The organism is Nocardia inohanensis NBRC 100128 (assembly GCF_001612945.1).
GTDB lineage: Bacteria > Actinomycetota > Actinomycetes > Mycobacteriales > Mycobacteriaceae > Nocardia > Nocardia inohanensis.
Window position 1 is genome coordinate 32,886 of the sequence record NZ_BDBK01000016.1, and the last position, 16,620, is coordinate 49,505.

At 68.7% G+C, this 16,620-nt stretch carries 16 protein-coding genes and 2 pseudogenes; 13 read left to right on the forward strand and 5 right to left on the reverse strand.

Going from position 1 to position 16,620, the window contains the following annotated elements:
• Positions 1 to 7 precede the first annotated feature (7 nt).
• On the forward strand, positions 8 to 901 hold the full coding sequence (locus tag NI1_RS28245) for an AAA family ATPase (protein WP_067826566.1): 894 nt from the start codon (positions 8 to 10) through the stop codon (positions 899 to 901).
• 121 nt (positions 902 to 1,022) lie between these two features.
• Positions 1,023 to 2,438 carry a vWA domain-containing protein gene (locus tag NI1_RS28250; protein WP_067827645.1) on the forward strand — a complete coding sequence of 472 codons (1,416 nt, stop codon included), beginning with the start codon at positions 1,023 to 1,025 and terminating at the stop codon, positions 2,436 to 2,438.
• A 6-nt stretch (positions 2,439 to 2,444) separates the two neighbouring features.
• Here the strand turns inward: NI1_RS28250 and NI1_RS28255 are convergent, their stop codons facing one another.
• Together NI1_RS28255 and NI1_RS28260 are read right to left on the reverse strand one after the other, a co-directional pair.
• Positions 2,445 to 3,665: a cytochrome P450 gene (locus tag NI1_RS28255; RefSeq protein ID WP_067826569.1), complete on the reverse strand. Its 1,221-nt coding sequence runs from the start codon at positions 3,663 to 3,665 to the stop codon at positions 2,445 to 2,447.
• A gap of 37 nt (positions 3,666 to 3,702) precedes the next feature.
• Positions 3,703 to 3,903: a ferredoxin gene (locus NI1_RS28260; RefSeq protein WP_067826573.1), complete on the reverse strand. Its 201-nt coding sequence runs from the start codon at positions 3,901 to 3,903 to the stop codon at positions 3,703 to 3,705.
• A gap of 104 nt (positions 3,904 to 4,007) precedes the next feature.
• On the opposite strand from NI1_RS28260, the gene NI1_RS28265 reads away from it, so the two are divergent.
• Positions 4,008 to 4,346, forward strand: a complete 339-nt coding sequence (locus NI1_RS28265) for an MmcQ/YjbR family DNA-binding protein (protein ID WP_067826576.1) — start codon at positions 4,008 to 4,010, stop codon at positions 4,344 to 4,346.
• Between the two features lie 861 nt (positions 4,347 to 5,207).
• Here NI1_RS28265 and NI1_RS39580 read toward each other — a convergent pair.
• The 3 genes and pseudogenes from NI1_RS39580 to NI1_RS28280 form a co-directional block, all read right to left on the reverse strand.
• Positions 5,208 to 5,981 (reverse strand): annotated as a pseudogene (locus NI1_RS39580) (hypothetical protein); the annotation flags it as partial.
• Complete coding sequence (locus NI1_RS28275; protein WP_067826578.1) at positions 5,978 to 7,018, reverse strand: hypothetical protein; 1,041 nt, start codon at positions 7,016 to 7,018, stop codon at positions 5,978 to 5,980. The gene NI1_RS28275 and the pseudogene NI1_RS39580, both read right to left, overlap by 4 nt.
• A 2-nt stretch (positions 7,019 to 7,020) precedes the next feature.
• A pseudogene (locus NI1_RS28280) lies at positions 7,021 to 7,701 on the reverse strand (hypothetical protein); the annotation flags it as partial.
• Between the two features lie 202 nt (positions 7,702 to 7,903).
• Here NI1_RS28280 and NI1_RS28285 point away from each other — a divergent pair.
• The 10 genes from NI1_RS28285 to NI1_RS28330 all read left to right on the forward strand — a co-directional run bounded on the left by NI1_RS28285 (position 7,904) and on the right by NI1_RS28330 (position 16,612).
• The gene (locus NI1_RS28285) at positions 7,904 to 8,593 is read left to right on the forward strand and encodes an RsiV family protein (RefSeq protein ID WP_169815646.1); all 690 of its coding nucleotides are present in this window, start codon (positions 7,904 to 7,906) and stop codon (positions 8,591 to 8,593) included.
• A 52-nt stretch (positions 8,594 to 8,645) separates the two neighbouring features.
• Positions 8,646 to 9,281: a nicotinate-nucleotide adenylyltransferase gene (nadD, locus tag NI1_RS28290; RefSeq protein WP_084523849.1), complete on the forward strand. Its 636-nt coding sequence runs from the start codon at positions 8,646 to 8,648 to the stop codon at positions 9,279 to 9,281.
• Between the two features lie 4 nt (positions 9,282 to 9,285).
• Entirely contained in the window at positions 9,286 to 9,702 is a 417-nt protein-coding gene (gene rsfS / locus NI1_RS28295; protein WP_067826589.1) for a ribosome silencing factor, read from the forward strand.
• An 8-nt stretch (positions 9,703 to 9,710) separates the two neighbouring features.
• Positions 9,711 to 10,361, forward strand: coding sequence for a histidine phosphatase family protein (locus NI1_RS28300; RefSeq protein ID WP_067827647.1), 651 nt, complete (start codon positions 9,711 to 9,713; stop codon positions 10,359 to 10,361).
• The gene (octT, locus tag NI1_RS28305; protein ID WP_245663443.1) at positions 10,351 to 11,223 is read left to right on the forward strand and encodes a diglucosylglycerate octanoyltransferase; all 873 of its coding nucleotides are present in this window, start codon (positions 10,351 to 10,353) and stop codon (positions 11,221 to 11,223) included. The genes NI1_RS28300 and octT overlap by 11 nt, the downstream gene beginning before the upstream one ends.
• Positions 11,224 to 11,276: 53 nt before the next feature.
• A complete protein-coding gene (locus tag NI1_RS28310; protein ID WP_067826592.1) occupies positions 11,277 to 12,119 on the forward strand; it encodes a DegV family protein in 843 nt (280 codons plus the stop codon).
• A gap of 184 nt (positions 12,120 to 12,303) precedes the next feature.
• Positions 12,304 to 13,356 (forward strand): tryptophan--tRNA ligase, encoded by a 1,053-nt coding sequence (gene trpS, locus NI1_RS28315; RefSeq protein WP_174564534.1) that lies wholly within the window; start codon positions 12,304 to 12,306, stop codon positions 13,354 to 13,356.
• A 105-nt stretch (positions 13,357 to 13,461) separates the two neighbouring features.
• Positions 13,462 to 14,493 (forward strand): helix-hairpin-helix domain-containing protein, encoded by a 1,032-nt coding sequence (locus NI1_RS39585; protein ID WP_245663444.1) that lies wholly within the window; start codon positions 13,462 to 13,464, stop codon positions 14,491 to 14,493.
• Between the two features lie 356 nt (positions 14,494 to 14,849).
• The gene (locus NI1_RS38205) at positions 14,850 to 15,128 is read left to right on the forward strand and encodes a hypothetical protein (RefSeq protein ID WP_157535382.1); all 279 of its coding nucleotides are present in this window, start codon (positions 14,850 to 14,852) and stop codon (positions 15,126 to 15,128) included.
• A gap of 68 nt (positions 15,129 to 15,196) precedes the next feature.
• Positions 15,197 to 16,612, forward strand: coding sequence for a ComEC/Rec2 family competence protein (locus NI1_RS28330; protein ID WP_067826597.1), 1,416 nt, complete (start codon positions 15,197 to 15,199; stop codon positions 16,610 to 16,612).
• The last annotated feature ends 8 nt before the right edge of the window (positions 16,613 to 16,620 follow it).

Sequence of the window (16,620 nt, forward strand, 5' to 3'; positions counted from 1 at the left end):
AGAAGGGATGCAGGTCGTGGCTCCTAGCTCCGCACCTATTCAGGAGCCGATCTTCTCGTCGGTCGACGACGTGATCGAGCGTCTCGCCGGAACCGGCTACCTGGCCGACAAGGCCACCGCCACTTCGGTATTCCTCGCCGATCGGCTGGGCAAGCCGCTGCTCATCGAGGGGCCGGCGGGCGTCGGGAAGACCGAACTGTCCAAGGCCGTCGCGCAGGTGGCGGGCGCGGAACTGGTGCGCTTGCAGTGCTACGAGGGCGTCGACGAGGCGCGGGCGCTGTACGAGTGGAATCACGCCAAGCAGATCCTGCGCATCCAGGCGTCCTCGGAGAACGATTGGGCCGAAACCAAAGCCGACGTCTTCACCGAGGAGTTCCTGCTCGAGCGCCCGCTGTTGACCGCCATCCGGCGCACCGAGCCGACCGTGCTGCTCATCGACGAGACCGACAAGGCCGACGTCGAGATCGAGGGCCTGCTGCTCGAGGTGTTGAGCGACTTCTCGGTCACCGTGCCGGAATTGGGCACCATCGAGGCCACGCGCAAGCCCTTCGTGGTGCTCACCTCCAATGCCACCCGCGAGCTGTCGGAGGCGTTGAAACGGCGCTGCCTCTACCTGCACATCGACTTCCCGGACGAGGAACTCGAGCGCCGCATCCTGGCCAGCCGGGTGCCCGAGCTCAAGCCGGCGGTGGCGGCGCAGCTGGTGCGGATCGTGCACGTGCTGCGCGGTATGCAGCTCAAGAAACTGCCGTCGGTGGCGGAATCCATCGACTGGGCGCGCACGCTCTTGGCTTTGGGCGCAAAGGATCTCGACGACAAGACGGTGAAGGCGACGCTCGGGGTGGTGCTCAAGCATCAGGCCGATCATGTGCGCGCGCTCTCCGAGCTGAAGCTGGCCTGACGCCATGAGCGGCGGACCGAATATTCCGCGCGGCGGCTCCGACGGGGCACGCGGATCGCGCGGGCTGGTCTCGGCGGCCGTGCGGGCGGTGACCGGCGGCGGCAGCCCCGCACGACCCGGTATGCCCGCCCCGCAGAGTCCGACGGCCGAGCACGGGATCTCCGGGCATCTGGTCGGGTTCGTGGAAGCCCTGCGCAGCCGGGGTATTTCGGTCGGCCCGTCCGAAACCGTGGACGCCGCACAGGTGCTCACGGTCCTGGACCTGATGGACCGCGAAGCCGTACGCGAAGGGCTGGCCTGCTCGCTGCTGCGCCGCACCACCCAGCGCAAGACCTTCGACGGGCTGTTCGATCTTTGGTTCCCCGCCGCGCTCGGGGAACGGGTGAGCGCCGACGAGGTCGAGTTGCCGCGCCGCGCGGACGGCACCGTCGACATCCTCGAACTGCGAAAGATGCTGGCCGACTTGCTCGCCCAGGATCCCTCCGGTGAACAGGCCCAGCAGTTGCAGGACCTGGCCGCGCAGATCGTCGAACAGATGGGGCAGTACCAGTCCGGCAGCGGACCGTCCTTCTCGGCGTATCAGGCCATGAAGGACCTCCAACCCGAACTGCTGGTCAGCAAGCTGCTCGCCGGTCTCGCGCAGGGCATGGACAACTCCGACTTCGATACCGAGGTCGCCAGACGCGCTGCCCGGCAACGTATTCAAGCCTTCCGCGGCACGGTCGAAGCCGAAACCCGCCGCCGTGTCGCCGAGCGCATCGGCCGCGAACGCGTCGCCACCTACGGCGTCGCCCGGCAAGCCGAAGACGCCGACTTCCTGCGCATCTCCCAGGGCGAACTCGACGAACTCCGCCGCAGCAGTCAGCGCCTGGCCCGAATCCTGGCCTCCCGCTTGGCCGCTCGCCGCCGCCGCTCCCGCCGCGGCGAGATCGATCTGCGCAAAACCATGCGCAAATCCATGTCCACCGGCGGCGTCCCCGTCCACCTGGTCACCCGCAAGCCGCGCCCCGGCCGCCCCGATCTCGTCCTGCTGTGCGATATCTCGGGTTCGGTTGCCGGCTTCTCCAGCTTCACCATGCTGCTGGTCAATGCCCTGCGCGAACAGTTCTCCCGGGTCCGCATCTTCGCCTTCGTCGACCAGACCGACGAGGTGACCCCCATCTTCGATTCGGTCACCCCCCTCGATCAGATCACCCGCCGCATCTTCACCGAAACCGAAGTCGTAGGCATAGAAGGCCATTCCGACTACGGCTCGGCCCTGGAAGGCTTCGCCGAGAACTTCCCCGACGCCGTCACCAGCCGCACCTCCCTGCTCATCCTCGGCGACGCCCGCACCAACTACCGCGACCCGGCACTCGAGACGTTGCAACGCCTGGTGGAAACCGCCAAGCACGCCCACTGGCTCAACCCGGAATCCGAAAAGATGTGGGGCACCGGCGATTCCGCCGCCAACCGCTACGCCGACATCATCGAGATGCACGAATGCCGCTCCGCCAAACAGCTGACGGCCGTGGTCGGCCGGCTGCTGCCGGTGTGATCGGCGCTACCGCGCGGTCCAGGTGACCGGGAGTTCGTGCACGCCATAGATATTCATATCGGTGCGCAGGCGGACCTGGTCGGCGGGGACCGCCAGTTCCAGGGTCGGGAAGCGGCGGAGCAGGCCGGCGAAACCGGCGCGCATTTCGATGCGGGCCAGCTGCTGGCCGAGGCACTGGTGTACGCCGTGCCCGAAGGCGACCAGGCCGCGGGCGCCGCGCTGGACATCCAGGGCGTCCGGGTCGGCGAAGCGGTGCGGGTCGCGGTTGGCGGCCGCCAGTGAGATGACCACGGTCGAGCCCTCGGGGATCAGTTCGCCGCCGACCTCGAGGTCTTCGGTGGCGTAGCGGTAGAAGATATCGGCGACCGACAGGAAGCGCAGGAGCTCCTCGACGGCGTCCGGGATCAGGTCCGGATCGGCGTGCAGGACGGCCAGCTGGTCCGGATGCTCGAGCAGGGCGAAAGTGCCCAGTGACAGCATGTTCGCGGTCGTCTCGTGGCCGGCGAGCAGCAGCAGGAAGGCGATGCCGGTCAGCTCCTCGATGCTGAGATCCGCGTCCTGGGCCAGGTCGGAGAGGATGTCCTCGCTGGGCTCGGCGCGCTTGGCGATCACCAGACCGGCCAGGAAGGTGGTCATCGCACCGAAGGCCGCCATCTTCTCCTCCAGTTCCTGATCCTTGACCAGGAACTTGGCGGAGTTGACCTGGAAGGTCGCGCGGTCCGCGTAGGGGACGCCGAGCAGCTCACAGATCACCAGCGAGGGCACCGGCAGCGCGAACTCCTCGACCAGATCGACCGGCGGGGTCAGGGCGGCCATCGCATCCAGCTGCTGTTCGGTGATGTCGATGATGTGCTGCTGCAACTCCTTCATGCGCTTGACCGTGAACGCGCCGGTCAGTTTGCGGCGCAGGCGGGTGTGGTCCGGCGGATCCATCGCGACGAACAGGCCGGGGATCTGCGGCGACGGCTCGGTCGCGGCGGGCATGCCGGGCGTCTCGTACGGCACGTGCACGATGCCGATGTCCTGGCGGGAGCTGAACCGGGTGTCGGACAGCACCTGGCGGGCCGCGTCGTAGCCGGTGACCAGCCAGCCCTCGTGACCATCGGGGAAGATCAGGGGGCTGACCGGGCGTGCCGCGCGCAGCTCGGTGATCTCGCGCGGCGGATCGAACGGGCCGGCATCGCGGTGCATGGGCAGGCCGTGCGGGACGGGAACGGTGGTGCTCATCGAATTGCCTTTCGGGGCTGAGGCTTTGGCAGACGGGTCAGGCGAAGGAGATCGCGCCGGAAGGGCAGGCCGACACGGCCTCCCGGACCAGCGCCTCCTGATCGGAGCCGGGTGTGGCGCGCAGCAGCAGTACGCGGCCGTCCTCGTCGTCCTGATCGAAAACATCGGGGGCGGTCCAGACACACATGCCGGCGCCGATGCAGCGGTCCCGGTCGACTGCGATTGCGGTGCGGTTCATGGGAATACCATCGCGAGGTCGGCTGATACGGACCTGACACCGGCCTGACACGGGTATCAGCGCCCTGTTCGCCCTGATCAGGGTGCTCGAGGTAGGAAGGAACCATGGACGAGCTACTGGCCTACTGCCTCGCCAAGCCCGGCGCGTGGCAGGACGAACCGTGGGAAGGCGATGTGGTCGCCAAGGTCGGCGACAAGATCTTCGCGTTCCTCGGCAGCACCGGGGAGTCCATCGGCCTCAAATGCGGGCGGAACCGCGAAGAGGCCGACGAGCTGGTGCGCGTGTACCCCGAGGACGTCTCCGCCTCCGCCTACATCGGACGCTACGGCTGGAACAGCATCCGGCGCGGAGGCAAGGTGCCCGAGGACGAACTGCGCGAGCTCATCGACCTCTCCTACGATGCGATCGTCAGCAAACTCCCGAAATCCAAACGGCCGTCCTGAGATTCACTCTTCCGGGCCGAGCTCCACCACGGTGCCCGGATGCGCCAGCGAGGCGACGGTGATACGCCCGCCCTCGGCCTGATCGATGAGCTGCCCCTGCCATGCCACCAGGCAGGAGGCGGCCTCGCTGTTGTAGACACTGTTCAGAATCGGCGCGAGCTGCCTGGCGAACTCCCCTTCGGCCGCGATCAGCTGAGCGCGATACGGGCCGTAATACGGGAGGATCGCCTCCAGGACAACGGCTTCCACCGCCTGCACCCGGGCGATGATCGGATCGATCCAGGGCTGGTTCCGCGCGATCACCGGCGAGATCTCGGCCAGCAGCGGCCCGGCCAATTGCAGGATCGGCTGATAGACCGAGCCGAGCGCGAACGCCTCCGAGGAGAACGGACCCGCCAGCGGAGCCAGGCCGATCAAAGAGGCCAGTCCGCCTTGCTGTTTCGGTGCGGGCCAACCCAGCGGGCAGGCGGGCTGGGTGTTCACGGGCGCCGTGGTGAACGGGTTACCCGAGGTCAGCGGTACAGAGGTCGCGGGTGCGGCGCCCGGTCCGATCGGGACCGACGCAGCCGGTCCCGACCCGTTGCCGATGGGGACCGACGCGGCCGGTCCGGTCCCGTTACCGATCGGCACCGAAGCGGCCGGGCCGCTTCCTCGACCGATCGGCACCGACGCCGCCGGGGCCGCGCCTCCGCCGATCGGTACGGATGCCGAGGGCGCCGGGCCCTGGCCGATGGGGACCGAGGCGGCAGGCGCGGGACCCTGGCCGGGTGGAACAGCCGCGGAGGGAACACCATTCGCGGCCGGGGCGGTGGTGGTCGCCGGCTCGGCTCCGGCCTCGGGGGCCGCTGCCGCGGGCTCGTACACGCCCTCCAGATGCCAGACGCCGGTGAAACCGTTGAACGGGCCGCCGTTGATGAGGCTGGTCCATTGCAGGGTGAAGGCCCGGGTCCGCGGGTCGTAGGTGCCGGTGGCCGACGGCCCCTGCGCGGCATCGGCGGCGGGGCGGTCGAACCAGCGCTGGGATACCCAATCCCAGACGCGTTGCACCTGTTCGGCTCCCGCGATCTGCGCGCCCTGCTTCTCGGGCGGTTTCGGTGCGCCCTGGTTGAACTCCTGATCGTTCCAGGACGCGGCCCAAGCCGACAGGTCGGCGGTGAGCTTGCCGTGATCGTTCACCACCGTCGGCGGCGGCACGGAACGCCGCGTCTGCGGATCGACGGGATTGGTGGAGACCCCGAACTCGACGGCGAAGAACTTGGTCGGTTTGGTGACCGACGCCGCGAGCGAATTGCCCTGGGTGAAGCCGGGTTCCGGTTCGCTCTGATACCCGCCGACCCGCAGCCCGCCCGCCGTACCCGGCTCCAGGAGCGTGGTCGAACCGCCCTGCGCCGGGGAGTCGCCATTGGGCATGTACGGGCCGTTCTCCGGCGTGCCACCCGGCTGCACCATACGGAACCAGGTGCCGGACACGGCATCTCCGTGCACCGCACCCGGAGTCAGCCGCAACAGGCCCACCAATTGCTCCGGGGCGCTGCCGGTTTCACCGGATTCGGCATCGCCGCAGCCCGATGCGAGGACCGCCGTGGCCGTCAGTGTCGCCGCAAGGGCGAGGGTGGTCGATCTGATCAGTTTCATGAGGGCTCTCCGGCCACGGATTCGGCGGTACGGGAAGAACTTCGGCCGGGTCGCAGCCCGGCGGCGGCGATCGCGAGGCTCAGCACACCGGGGATCACGAATCCCCAGCCGAGTCCGCGGAAGGCGGTGAAGCCGAGCGGGGTGGTCGAATCGTTCAGCGCCACCACCGCATCGAAATTGCCGACATTGTCGTTCATCACGCCGACCAGGCCCGCGAAGCGTGCGGTCATGGGCTGCCAGCGGGATTCCAGTGCGGTGACTCCGGCGAGGTCGGCGTCCGGGTGCGCCGCCCGCACCGCGCCCACGTAGCGGCTGTTCAGCTCGCCGTCGGCGGCCACGAGGGTGACGAAATAGCTTTGCACCACGCGCACTCGGTCATGGGTGAGGATGGGCGAGAAACCGTCCAGCAGTGGTTGCGCGGCGGGCGCGGCCTGGAACAGCCCGCCCGTCGACGGCACCACGAGCAGCCCGGCGCCGGCCAGCGCCGCCACCACGTACCAGGCGATGCCGCGCTTCCCGTGCGCCGCACCGCGCAGCCCCAGCCCGCCCGCGACGAGCAACGCCAGCCCGGGCAGCGTGAGCAGCCACGGCAGGGCTCCGAAAGACGTGGTGTCCGAGAGCTTCCGGTAGTTGTCGCGATTGCCGTCGATGGCGGTCAGCATCCCGGAGATATCGGTCTGGATGCCCGGATACTCCCGTACGAACCGATCCACCCGCTCGAAGCTCCCCGGCTGCTGCCCGTTCGCTTGCAAGGCAAGCACATTCGCTCGCGCCGCCTCGAGCACGCGCAGATCATCGCGATAGCCGTCGATGCGCTGCTGCGTCACATACGGCTGAAAAGCATCGATCATGGCCTCGCCCCGGACCGCTCGCGGGAACATCCCGCTCACGATCGGCGCCGTCACGAGCAACAGCCCGAGCACGATCAGCGCCGCGAACGGCCAGCGCCGCACTCGCCGAACCGGCAGCTCGACCTGCTCGATACTCGAGACGAATTCGCGGTAGGCGGGCAGCCCCGACACCGGCGCGCTCGTCATCTCGGGCTACCGCCGCGATATTGCCCGGCCAGATGCCACCGCCCGGTGAAATTATTGAACGGCCCCCCGACGATCTGACTCGTCCATTCGATGACGAAATTGCCTGCCGCGTCGATGGTTCCATTGATCTGACCGGTCTTGCCCGGGAATCCGCCGCCCGGTTTCGGTGCTCCCTGATTGAAGACCTGGTTGTTCCAGGTGACGCCGAGACTGCTCAAATCCCCGGAGAGCCGCCCGTTCTCGGCGAACAATCGCGGCACCGAAGTCCCGGACCCGGTCTGCGGATCGGTCGGATTGGTGGCGGTCGCGAAATCGACGCCGTAGAAACGCACCGGCGTGGTGACCCGGCCCGAGACCGCATTGCCCGCGCCGTCGAACGCCGCGGCCGGCTGCGGCTGGTAACCGCCGCTGATCAGCCCGCCGTCACTCCCCGCCGACAACGGGGTGACGGTCTGATCGCTGCACCCCGAATCGCTGTTCTGGAGATACGGCCCGCTCGCATCGCCGGTGGGCAGGATCATCCGGAAGAAACTCCCGGTCACCGCTCCGTTCGCGCACACACCCGGCGACAGCGCGAACAGGCCGTCGAGCGGCGCGGGGTCGGCCTGCGCGGCGGGCGCGGTCAAAGCGGTGAGGCCCAATGCGGCCAAGGTCGCGGCGAACCGGTACGAATTCCGTCCCATGACGTGATCCCTCGATTGATTCGGTGCTGATTTACTCCAACTTTTCGGACAGCACACACATGGCAACTCGAGTCGGCGGTGAAGTCGCCGTTTGCGGTCACGGTGAATCGAATCCGGGAAAATCAGCGAATATCCCGGGATCCGCACGGGCCATTAGCCGCCGATTAGAAAAGCGTTGGGCCGCAGCCGGATCGTCATGGGCATGAAGCGTCCGCTCGCCCACGCACTCCTCGCCGGCCTGCTGGTGATCCTCGCCACCGCCGCCGGTTCCGTCATCGCCCGCGCCACGCCCAACGGCTTCCGTGATACCAGCTATGTCATCGAGGGAGCCCACTACAAGATCCAGGTCCCGCACGTCGATATCGACGGCGCGGACGGGCCGTACTACCTGGCCCGGGAGGAGTTCGATACCGCCATGCGCGCCTACGCCGACGTGTACGCGTTGCGGACGGCGAGCGATCTGCGGGGCGATACCTCCAGCAATTACGTCTACATCGGCGCTCACGTGCTGAGCGCCAAGCTGGGCGTGAACTTCATGTACACGCACGGGGCGCATCCGTCCGAGGAGTACGTCACCCACAACACGAGTACCGATACCGGACAGGCGATTACGCTGCCGGATCTGTTCACCGATCTGAACAGCGGGCTGGACAAGCTCTCCGACTACGCCAAGGCCACCCTCGACGCGAAGTACGGCGCGGGCAGCTATTGGTCGCCGGGCATCGCGGCCACCGAATCGAACTTCCAGAACTGGACGGTCTCGAAGGATGGTCTGCGCATCTACCTCGGCGAGGTCGTCTCGCACGCCGCGGGCAATATCGTCGTCACCGTCCCGTGGTCCGAGCTCGGCAACCTGCTCAAGCCGCAGATGAAGACCGTGCTCGGCGCCTGACCGGCCCGGCGCTCCGACACGCCGCCCATCGCCCCCGGTAAGCTCGCGTTTCGTGCATACGAACGGGCGCCGCAAACTGGGGGTGATGGGCGGTACCTTCGATCCCATCCACCACGGGCATCTGGTCGCGGCCAGCGAGGTCGCGCATCGCTTCGAGCTGGACGAAGTGATCTTCGTACCGACCGGCCAGCCCTGGCAGAAGGCGGATCGGTCCGTCTCACCCGCCGAGGACCGCTATCTCATGACGGTCATCGCCACCGCCTCCAATCCGCGCTTCTCCGTCAGCCGCGCCGACGTGGACCGCGGCAAGGAGACCTACACCGTCGACACCCTGCGTGACCTGGCCGAACTGCATCCGGACGCGGATCTGTACTTCATCACCGGTGCCGACGCACTCGCCAGCATCCTCACCTGGCAGGATTGGTCCGAACTGTTCCAGCTGGCGAAATTCGTCGGAGTGAGCCGTCCGGGGTACGAATTGAACATCGACCACCTGGCCGACCACCTTCGCGACTACCCCGCCGACGCCGTCACCATGATCGAGATCCCGGCCCTGGCCATCTCGTCGAGTGAATGCCGGCGGCGGGCGGGCGAAGGCCGGCCGGTGTGGTACCTCGTCCCCGACGGGGTCGTGCAATACATATCGAAACGGCACCTCTACGTGCCGGGTCGCAACGGGAAGGTGTAGCAGGGTGAGCGCATCGGTCGAAGCTCTGGAGATGGCGAAGGTGGCCGCACTCGCGGCCGACGAGAAGCTGGCCTCCGACGTGGTCGTGCTCGACGTCTCCGAGCAGCTGGTGATCACCGACTGCTTCGTGATCGCGTCGGCGCCGAACGAACGTCAGGTCAACGCCATCGTCGACAATGTCGAGGAGAAGCTGCGCGAGGCCGGATACAAGCCGGTGCGCCGCGAGGGCACCCGCGAAGGGCGTTGGGCGCTGCTCGATTACGTCGAGATCGTGATCCACATTCAGCACAATGACGAGCGCGACTTCTACGGCCTGGAGCGGCTGTGGAAGGACTGCCCGCAGGTGCCCGTCGAGGGACTCGGCACGCCGCGGCCCGCCGACGAGACCCAGACCGGAGACGAAGAGGCCGGGGACGAATAGTGAGCAAGATGGCCGGCGTCCGCCGGTTGATCCTGCTGCGGCACGGGCAGACCGAATGGAACGCCTCCGACCGCATGCAAGGCCAGATCGACACCGAACTCAGTGAAATCGGCCGGCGGCAGGCCAAGGACTGCGCCCCGGACATGGCGTGCAACGACCTGATCCACATCGTGTCCTCGGATCTCAAGCGCGCGCACGACACCGCGCTCGCCGTCGCCGATCACGCCGCCCTGCCCGTGCACACCGATCCGCGCCTGCGCGAAACCGATCTCGGGCAGTGGGAGGGCATGGATCACCACGAGGTCGACCGGCTCTACCCCGGTGCGCGCAAAGCCTGGCGGCTGGACCCCACCTGGACCCCGCCCGGCGGCGAATCCAAGCTCGAGGTCGGCGCGCGAGCGCTGCCCGTCGTGCAGGAACTCTTCGCCGAGCGCGAGGACTGGCCCGGCCGTACCATTCTCCTGGTTGCGCACGGCGGGTTGATCGCGGCGCTGACCGCGGCTCTGCTCGACCTGCCGCCCGCGAATTGGCCCGCCATGGGTGGACTGGCCAATACCAGCTGGGTGCAGCTCACCAGCCACGGTCCGAGCTTCGAGCAGCCCGGCTGGCGCTTGGATGTGTGGAACGCGTTGGCGAAGGTTGCCCCTGATGTCCTCTGAGAGTCCCGCGGACGACCGGCAGGTCTCCGACGAGCTGCTGCGGCAGGCGAGCGAGGTGAAGCAGGTCCGGCAACTGCCGGACACGCTGTTCGGCGCGCCCGCGGCGAAAGCCGAAGCGGCGCCGGAGCGTTCGGGCGAGCGGCCGGTGCTGCTCGTCATCGCCGACTCGCTCTCCTACTTCGGGCCCAAGGGCGGGCTGCCCGCCGACCATCCCCGGATCTGGCCCAACCTGGTTGCGGCCGAACTGGATTGGGATGTCGAACTGGTGGCGCGCATCGGGTGGACCAATCGCGACGGGTATTGGGCGCTGATCAACGATCCGCGCATCTGGGCCACCGTGCCGCGCGCCGGGGCGGTCGTATTCGCCACCGGTGGAATGGATTCGCTGCCCTCGCCGCTGCCCACCGCCTTGCGCGAGATGATCCGCTACGTGCGGCCCTCGTCGCTGCGGCGGCAGGTGCGCACCGCCTACAACTGGTTGCAGCCGCGGCTGTCCCCGCTCGGCTGGCCGGTGGCCCTGCCGCCGTCGGTGAGCGTGGACTACCTGGAGCAGGCGCGAAACGCGTTGGCGCAGTTGCGGCCCGAACTGCCGTTCGTCGGGACGCTGCCCGCCGTGCATCAGTGCGATGCGTACGCGCGGGTGCACAGTGGGCGCGATCCCATGGTGCAGGCCGTGCAGCAGTGGGCCGACGCGCACTCCGTGCCGCTGGTGAACATCGGTGAAGCCGTGTACGACAACGTGTTCAACGGGCCCGCCAATCCGGACGGCATCCATTGGGGCTGGGACGGGCACACCGCGGTCGCCCGCGCCATGGTGAAGGTGCTCGCCGAACTCCCGGCCCGCCAGGTCCGGACTGCATGAGGGCTGCGCCGCTCTCAGCGGTCGTGCCCCGGCACGGAGAGGTCCGCTAGCCCATGGCCGTGGTGGTTGTCACCGATTCGTCGGCCAGTCTGCCCGCCGCGCTCACCGAGGAACTCGGCGTGATCGCGGTGCCGCTGCACATCCTGGTCGATGACCGGGAGCTGCGCGAAGGCATCGACACCGGCGATATCGACTACGGGTCCTCGCAGGTCACCACCTCGGCGGCGTCGCCCGGGGAGCTGCGGGAAGCGTACGAGCGGGCGCTCGAACTGAGCGGCGGCGACGGCGTTGTGGCCGTGCATATTTCGCGGCAGCTCTCCGGGACCTGGGAGGCCGGGCGGCAAGCCGTGCGGGATATGGACGCCTCCGATCGGGTGCGGCTGGTCGATTCGCTGAGCGCGGGGCTGGGGACCGGGCTGCCGGTGCTGGCCGCGGCGCGGCGGGCCCGCACCGGTGCGGCGTTGGATGTCGTCTACGACGCGGCCGTCGCGGCGGCGGGGCGCGGGCGGGCGTTCATCGTGGTCAATCGCACCGAGCAGTTGCGGCGAGGCGGGCGATTGAGTACCGCCGCAGCGTTTTTCGGGACCGAACTGGTGACCAAGCCGATCCTGCAAATGGTGGAGGGGCGGCTCGAACTGCGGGAGAAGGCGCGGACCCGGTCCAAGGCGTTCGTCAAGCTCGTCGCGGCGGCGGTGGACGCGGCCGGGGAGGACGGCGCGGCGGTGGCGGTGCAGCATCTGGGGGCCGAGGAGGCCGCGCACACCATCGCGGGGCAGCTGCGGGATCTCGTTCCGGGCATTCGGGAACTCATCGTGGCCGAATTCGGGCCGACGCTGGGCGTGCACCTGGGGATGGGAGCGGTCGGGGCGCTCGTCGTGCCCGGTGGCTGCGGGTGAGCGCCGGATCACGGGTGCTCTCGGGGCGGTCCGCTGCTACGGTGGATCGGTGATCCGCATTCGACAGGCATGGTGGCGGCTGCTCCGGTAGCCCGATCACTCATGTCCGCGGGCTGTACGCAGCCCGTGAATGCCACTCCAGCGGAACCGGTTTCGTGCAGCCCCACTCCAGGAGAGCCGCACCATGACCATTCCATCCGATTCCTTCACAGCAGCCGCCGAACGCAGCACCGCGCTGGCCGCCGATATCGCCGCCGATCCCTCCGGGTATCGCGTGCTCACCGGCGAAAGGCCCACCGGGGCACTGCATCTCGGGCATTACTTCGGCACGATCGCCGAGCGGGTGCGCCTGCACGCCCTCGGTGTCGATACCTTCGTCATCCTCGCCGACTATCAGGTCATCACCGACCGGGACGGGCTCGGGGCGGTCCGGGACAATGTGCACGGGGCGGTGCTCGACTACCTGGCGGCGGGGATCGATCCGGCGCGGGCGACCATCTTCACGCACTCCGCGGTGCCCGCGCTCAACCAGTTGATGCTGCCTTTCCTGAGCCTGGTGACCGAGGCCGAGTTGCATCGCAACCCCACGGTGAAGTCGGAGCATGCCGCGGCGGGGCGGGCGTTGAGCGCGCTGCTGCTCACCTATCCGGTGCATCAGGCTGCCGACATCCTGTTCTGTAAGGGCAATCTGGTGCCGGTCGGCAAGGACAATCTTCCGCACATCGAGTTGACCAGGGTGATCGCGCGCCGGTTCAACGAACGCTACGGACCGGTCTTTCCCGAACCGCAAGCCCTGCTCACCACCACCCCCGAAGTCCCCGGCCTGGACGGGCGCAAAATGTCCAAGAGCTACGGCAACGCCATCTCACTGTCGATGAACGCCGACGAGACCGCGGCCCTGATCCGCCGCACCCCAACCGATTCCGAGCGCCGCATCACCTTCGATCCGGAGGGGCGGCCCGGCGTATCCGCCCTGCTCACCACCGCATCGCTATGCACGGGAACCGATGTCACGGTGCTGGCCGACCAGATCGGCGACCAAGGCTCGAGCGCGCTCAAGAAACTCACCACCGAAGCCGTCAACACCTACCTGTCCGCTCACCGCGCCCGCCGCGCCGAACTGGCCCGCGATCCCCACCTGGTCAGCGACATCCTGCGGGCGGGCAACGACCGTGCCAACGCCATCGCCGACCGAACCCTCACCGAAGTCCGCACGGCCATGGGAACCATCTACTGACCTGCCCGAACGGCGTTTCTCCACAGGAGAAACGCCATCCACAGCTTTCCTGAAACCCCAGGTCGGCGCAGCAGTGGACAGGGCTGCGTCCCTACCGTGGCACCCATGTCCCGCACCCATCGCGAACCTGGTTCGACCGCACCGGAATTCACCCAGACCCGTCCCCACCGCCCCCGTTGGGACGACGAATCCCTCGACGACCTCGAACCCGACCCCCGCCCCGACCCACCCCCACCCGCCTGGCTCTCCGAACCCACCGGCCCCCTGTCCCTCTGGCACGAACGCCTGGTCCCCGAACGCTTCCGAGGCACCCGCTGGGACCCCGGCCCCCGCGGCGTCCTGGTCCTCACCGCCATAGCGGGCCTCGTCATCGCATTGACCGCGACCATGGCAATGCGCGACCAGCCCACGGTCCGAGCCGTCCCACCGATAACCCCTGCCGCGAGTATCGACTCCGGCGCGGAAGCCCCTGCGGCAGCAGGAACTCCGGCCACCGCGCCCGGTGCTCAACAACCCGCTGTCGCACGCCCACACGACTCGCAAGCCGGCGGCCCGGCCCCCGGAATGCCGGCCGCGAATGCCGGAGCCGGCACGATCACCCCACCGGGAAGCAACCCCGCCGGCGGCTCCGCGGCCGCCCCGAGCAGCCACCCCGCCACCCCCGAAATAGTCGTCAGCGTCGTAGGTCTGGTCGAACGCGGCGGTCTCCTGCGCTTCCCACCCGGCGCCCGCATAGCCGACGCCCTGAAATCCGCCACCCCGAAACCCGAAGCCGACCTCACCGGCCTCAACCTCGCCCAACCCCTCTGCGACGGCGACCAAATAGTCATCGGCCGCACCGGATCCCGCCCCACCGTCCAGCAAATCGGCAGCACCGTAGTCAACGGCCCCACCCCCGTATCCGCCGTTTCCGGCTCGGCCCAACCCCGCCCCTCCGGCCCCGCCGCGAAGACGAACCTCAACACCGCAACCGAATCCGAACTCGACGCCCTCCCCGGCGTAGGCCCCGTCACCGCCAAAGCCATCCTCGAATGGCGCACCAAACACGGCCGCTTCACCTCGATCGACCAACTCTCCGAAATAGACGGCATCGGCCCCACCCGCCTCGCCCGCCTCCGAAACGCGGTGACGATATGACCGGCATTCGCCGCACGGCTCCAGAGCGCACCGGGCCGATCGCCCAGCCTCTCGTCGCCACCTGCCAACCCACGTGGAAGAAGGACGAATCACGCTGTCGCCCAGCCGGTGCAGTCGATGTCGGCCATTGGCACCGGTTCGGGCCCGATCTCACGGTGGGCGTTTGCGGACACGGCCGAACTCCGTCTGCCGGCGGACTCGGCACGCCATGTGGCAGTTCGACCGCGCCCGGTGAGTCGCCGCCGAACTCATACGGGGTGAGGCGATGAATGCGATGGGCGGAAACAACGTCGAACCAGGGGCGTCGGCGAACGACGCGAAAGAACGTGGCGCTCTGGATATGTCGGAGCCGCTCGATGTTCGATTGGTACCGGCGGCGTTGTGCTGTTGGGGCGCAACGATTGTCGGAATCGTGCTGGGGTGGCGCGCGGGATTGTGGCTGGCGGCGACATGCGGTGTGGTCGCTGGTGGATTGCTGCTGGTCGCGTGTCGGCGCGGGCGCGACGGGCGGGGTCGCGCCGGTGCGGGCGCGCAAGGCCCCGGCGGTGCGGGTGTCGGCGGGCGCGGCTGCGGCGGTGCGGGTGTCGGCGCGCGAGGCGGAGGTGGTGCGGGTTTCGGCAGGAGTGATTCGATAGGTGTGGGTTTCGGGGGGAGGCGCCGGGGTCGTGCGGGCGTGGGTGGATTGGGACGGTATCGGGGAACGGTGTTCGTGTTGCTGGCGGCGGTGGTGGTCGGGGGTGGGTATGCGGTGGCGGCGGCGTGGGATGTGTATCGGGTGGAGCGGCATCCGTTGCGGGAGCACGTGCGGGCAGGGCGGGTGCTGGTCACCTTGGTGACGACGGATGATCCGAAGGCGGTGGGCGGTAAGGGGTTCGGGGGGCGGAAGGTGCTGGTGCGCGGGGAGCTGGTGGAGTTTCAGCAGGGGGCGCGAACTGTCGAGGGCGGGGGAGCGGTGCTGGTGCTCGCGCCGGCGGCGCGGTGGCGGGACTTGCTGCCGGGGCAGCGGGTGACGTTTCGGGGGAAGGTGGATCGGCCTTGGCGATCGGATCTGACCGTTGCGGTATTGCGGGCGGACGGGGCGCCGGTCGCGGTGGGGGAGCCGCCGTGGTGGCAGCGGGTCGCCGGGCGGGTGCGGGCGGACTTCGCGAGGGCAGCCGACGCGGCGCTGTCGCCGGACGCGGCAGGGTTGTTGCCCGGCTTGGTGATCGGCGATACGGCACGGCTGCCTGAGGAGGTGCGGGACAATTTTCGAGAGGTCGATTTGTCTCATTTGACCGCTGTGAGCGGTGCGAACATCACGATCTTGCTTGGGGCTGTGCTGCTTTCGATGCGGGCGCTCACCGTCGATCCGAGGATCGGGGCCGTGGTGGCGGGGGTCGCGCTGATCATGTTCGTCATCCTGGCGCGACCGTCACCGAGTGTGCTGCGCGCGGCCGTCATGGGCGCGGTGGCCCTGCTGGCACTGTGCACCGGTCGCCGGAAGCAGGCGGTACCCGCGCTGTGCACCGCCGTGATCGGATTACTGGGCTGGTCCCCGGAGCTCGCGGTCGATGTCGGATTCGCCCTCTCCGTACTCGCGACGACCGGACTGATCGTGCTGGCCCCCGGCTGGTCCGATTGGCTTCAGGCTCACGGCTGGTGGCGGGCCCCGGCGGACGCGCTCGCGGTCGCCACGGCGGCGTTCGTCGTCACCACACCCGTCGTGGTGGCGGTGACCGGACATCTCAGCCTGGTGGGGATCGCGGTGAACGTGCTGGTCGAACCGGTGGTCGCACCCATCACGGTGCTCGGTGCGGTGGGTGCGCTGCTGTCCTGCCTGTGGTCACCGCCGGCCCAGCTCGTATTGCATTGCGCCGCACCGCTGTTGTGGTGGCTGCTGACCGTCTCCGAACGAGCCGCCGCGCTGGGTGCGTCGGTGACGCTACCGACTGGACCTGGGACCGGGATGCTGGCCGCCGTGCTGTGCGTGCTCGTCATCGCGGGACTGCACCCGCGATCAGTGTCGGCGGTGCCGGCGGACTCGCCGCCGGAGGCGCGGAGCGCCGCGAGTTCGTCCCCGGGCACCCGGCGCGCAGCGCCCCGCGGCACGGGTGGCGGGAGTGTCGGCGGGGCCTCGTAGGATCGGGG

Bases quoted from the DNA above. Each gene is read 5' to 3' on its own strand.
- NI1_RS28310 (WP_067826592.1), top strand. From the start codon at position 11,277: ATGGCCGTGGTGGTTGTCACCGATTCGTCGGCCAGTCTGCCCGCCGCG.
- NI1_RS28260 (WP_067826573.1), bottom strand. From the start codon at position 3,903: ATGAACCGCACCGCAATCGCAGTCGACCGGGACCGCTGCATCGGCGCC.
- NI1_RS28285 (WP_169815646.1), top strand. From the start codon at position 7,904: ATGAAGCGTCCGCTCGCCCACGCACTCCTCGCCGGCCTGCTGGTGATC.
- NI1_RS28245 (WP_067826566.1), top strand. From the start codon at position 8: ATGCAGGTCGTGGCTCCTAGCTCCGCACCTATTCAGGAGCCGATCTTC.
- NI1_RS38205 (WP_157535382.1), top strand. From the start codon at position 14,850: ATGTTCGATTGGTACCGGCGGCGTTGTGCTGTTGGGGCGCAACGATTG.
- NI1_RS39585 (WP_245663444.1), top strand. From the start codon at position 13,462: ATGTCCCGCACCCATCGCGAACCTGGTTCGACCGCACCGGAATTCACC.
- NI1_RS28275 (WP_067826578.1), bottom strand. From the start codon at position 7,018: ATGACGAGCGCGCCGGTGTCGGGGCTGCCCGCCTACCGCGAATTCGTC.
- trpS (WP_174564534.1), top strand. From the start codon at position 12,304: ATGACCATTCCATCCGATTCCTTCACAGCAGCCGCCGAACGCAGCACC.
- octT (WP_245663443.1), top strand. From the start codon at position 10,351: ATGTCCTCTGAGAGTCCCGCGGACGACCGGCAGGTCTCCGACGAGCTG.
- NI1_RS28265 (WP_067826576.1), top strand. From the start codon at position 4,008: ATGGACGAGCTACTGGCCTACTGCCTCGCCAAGCCCGGCGCGTGGCAG.
- NI1_RS28255 (WP_067826569.1), bottom strand. From the start codon at position 3,665: ATGAGCACCACCGTTCCCGTCCCGCACGGCCTGCCCATGCACCGCGAT.
- NI1_RS28300 (WP_067827647.1), top strand. From the start codon at position 9,711: ATGGCCGGCGTCCGCCGGTTGATCCTGCTGCGGCACGGGCAGACCGAA.
- NI1_RS28250 (WP_067827645.1), top strand. From the start codon at position 1,023: ATGCCCGCCCCGCAGAGTCCGACGGCCGAGCACGGGATCTCCGGGCAT.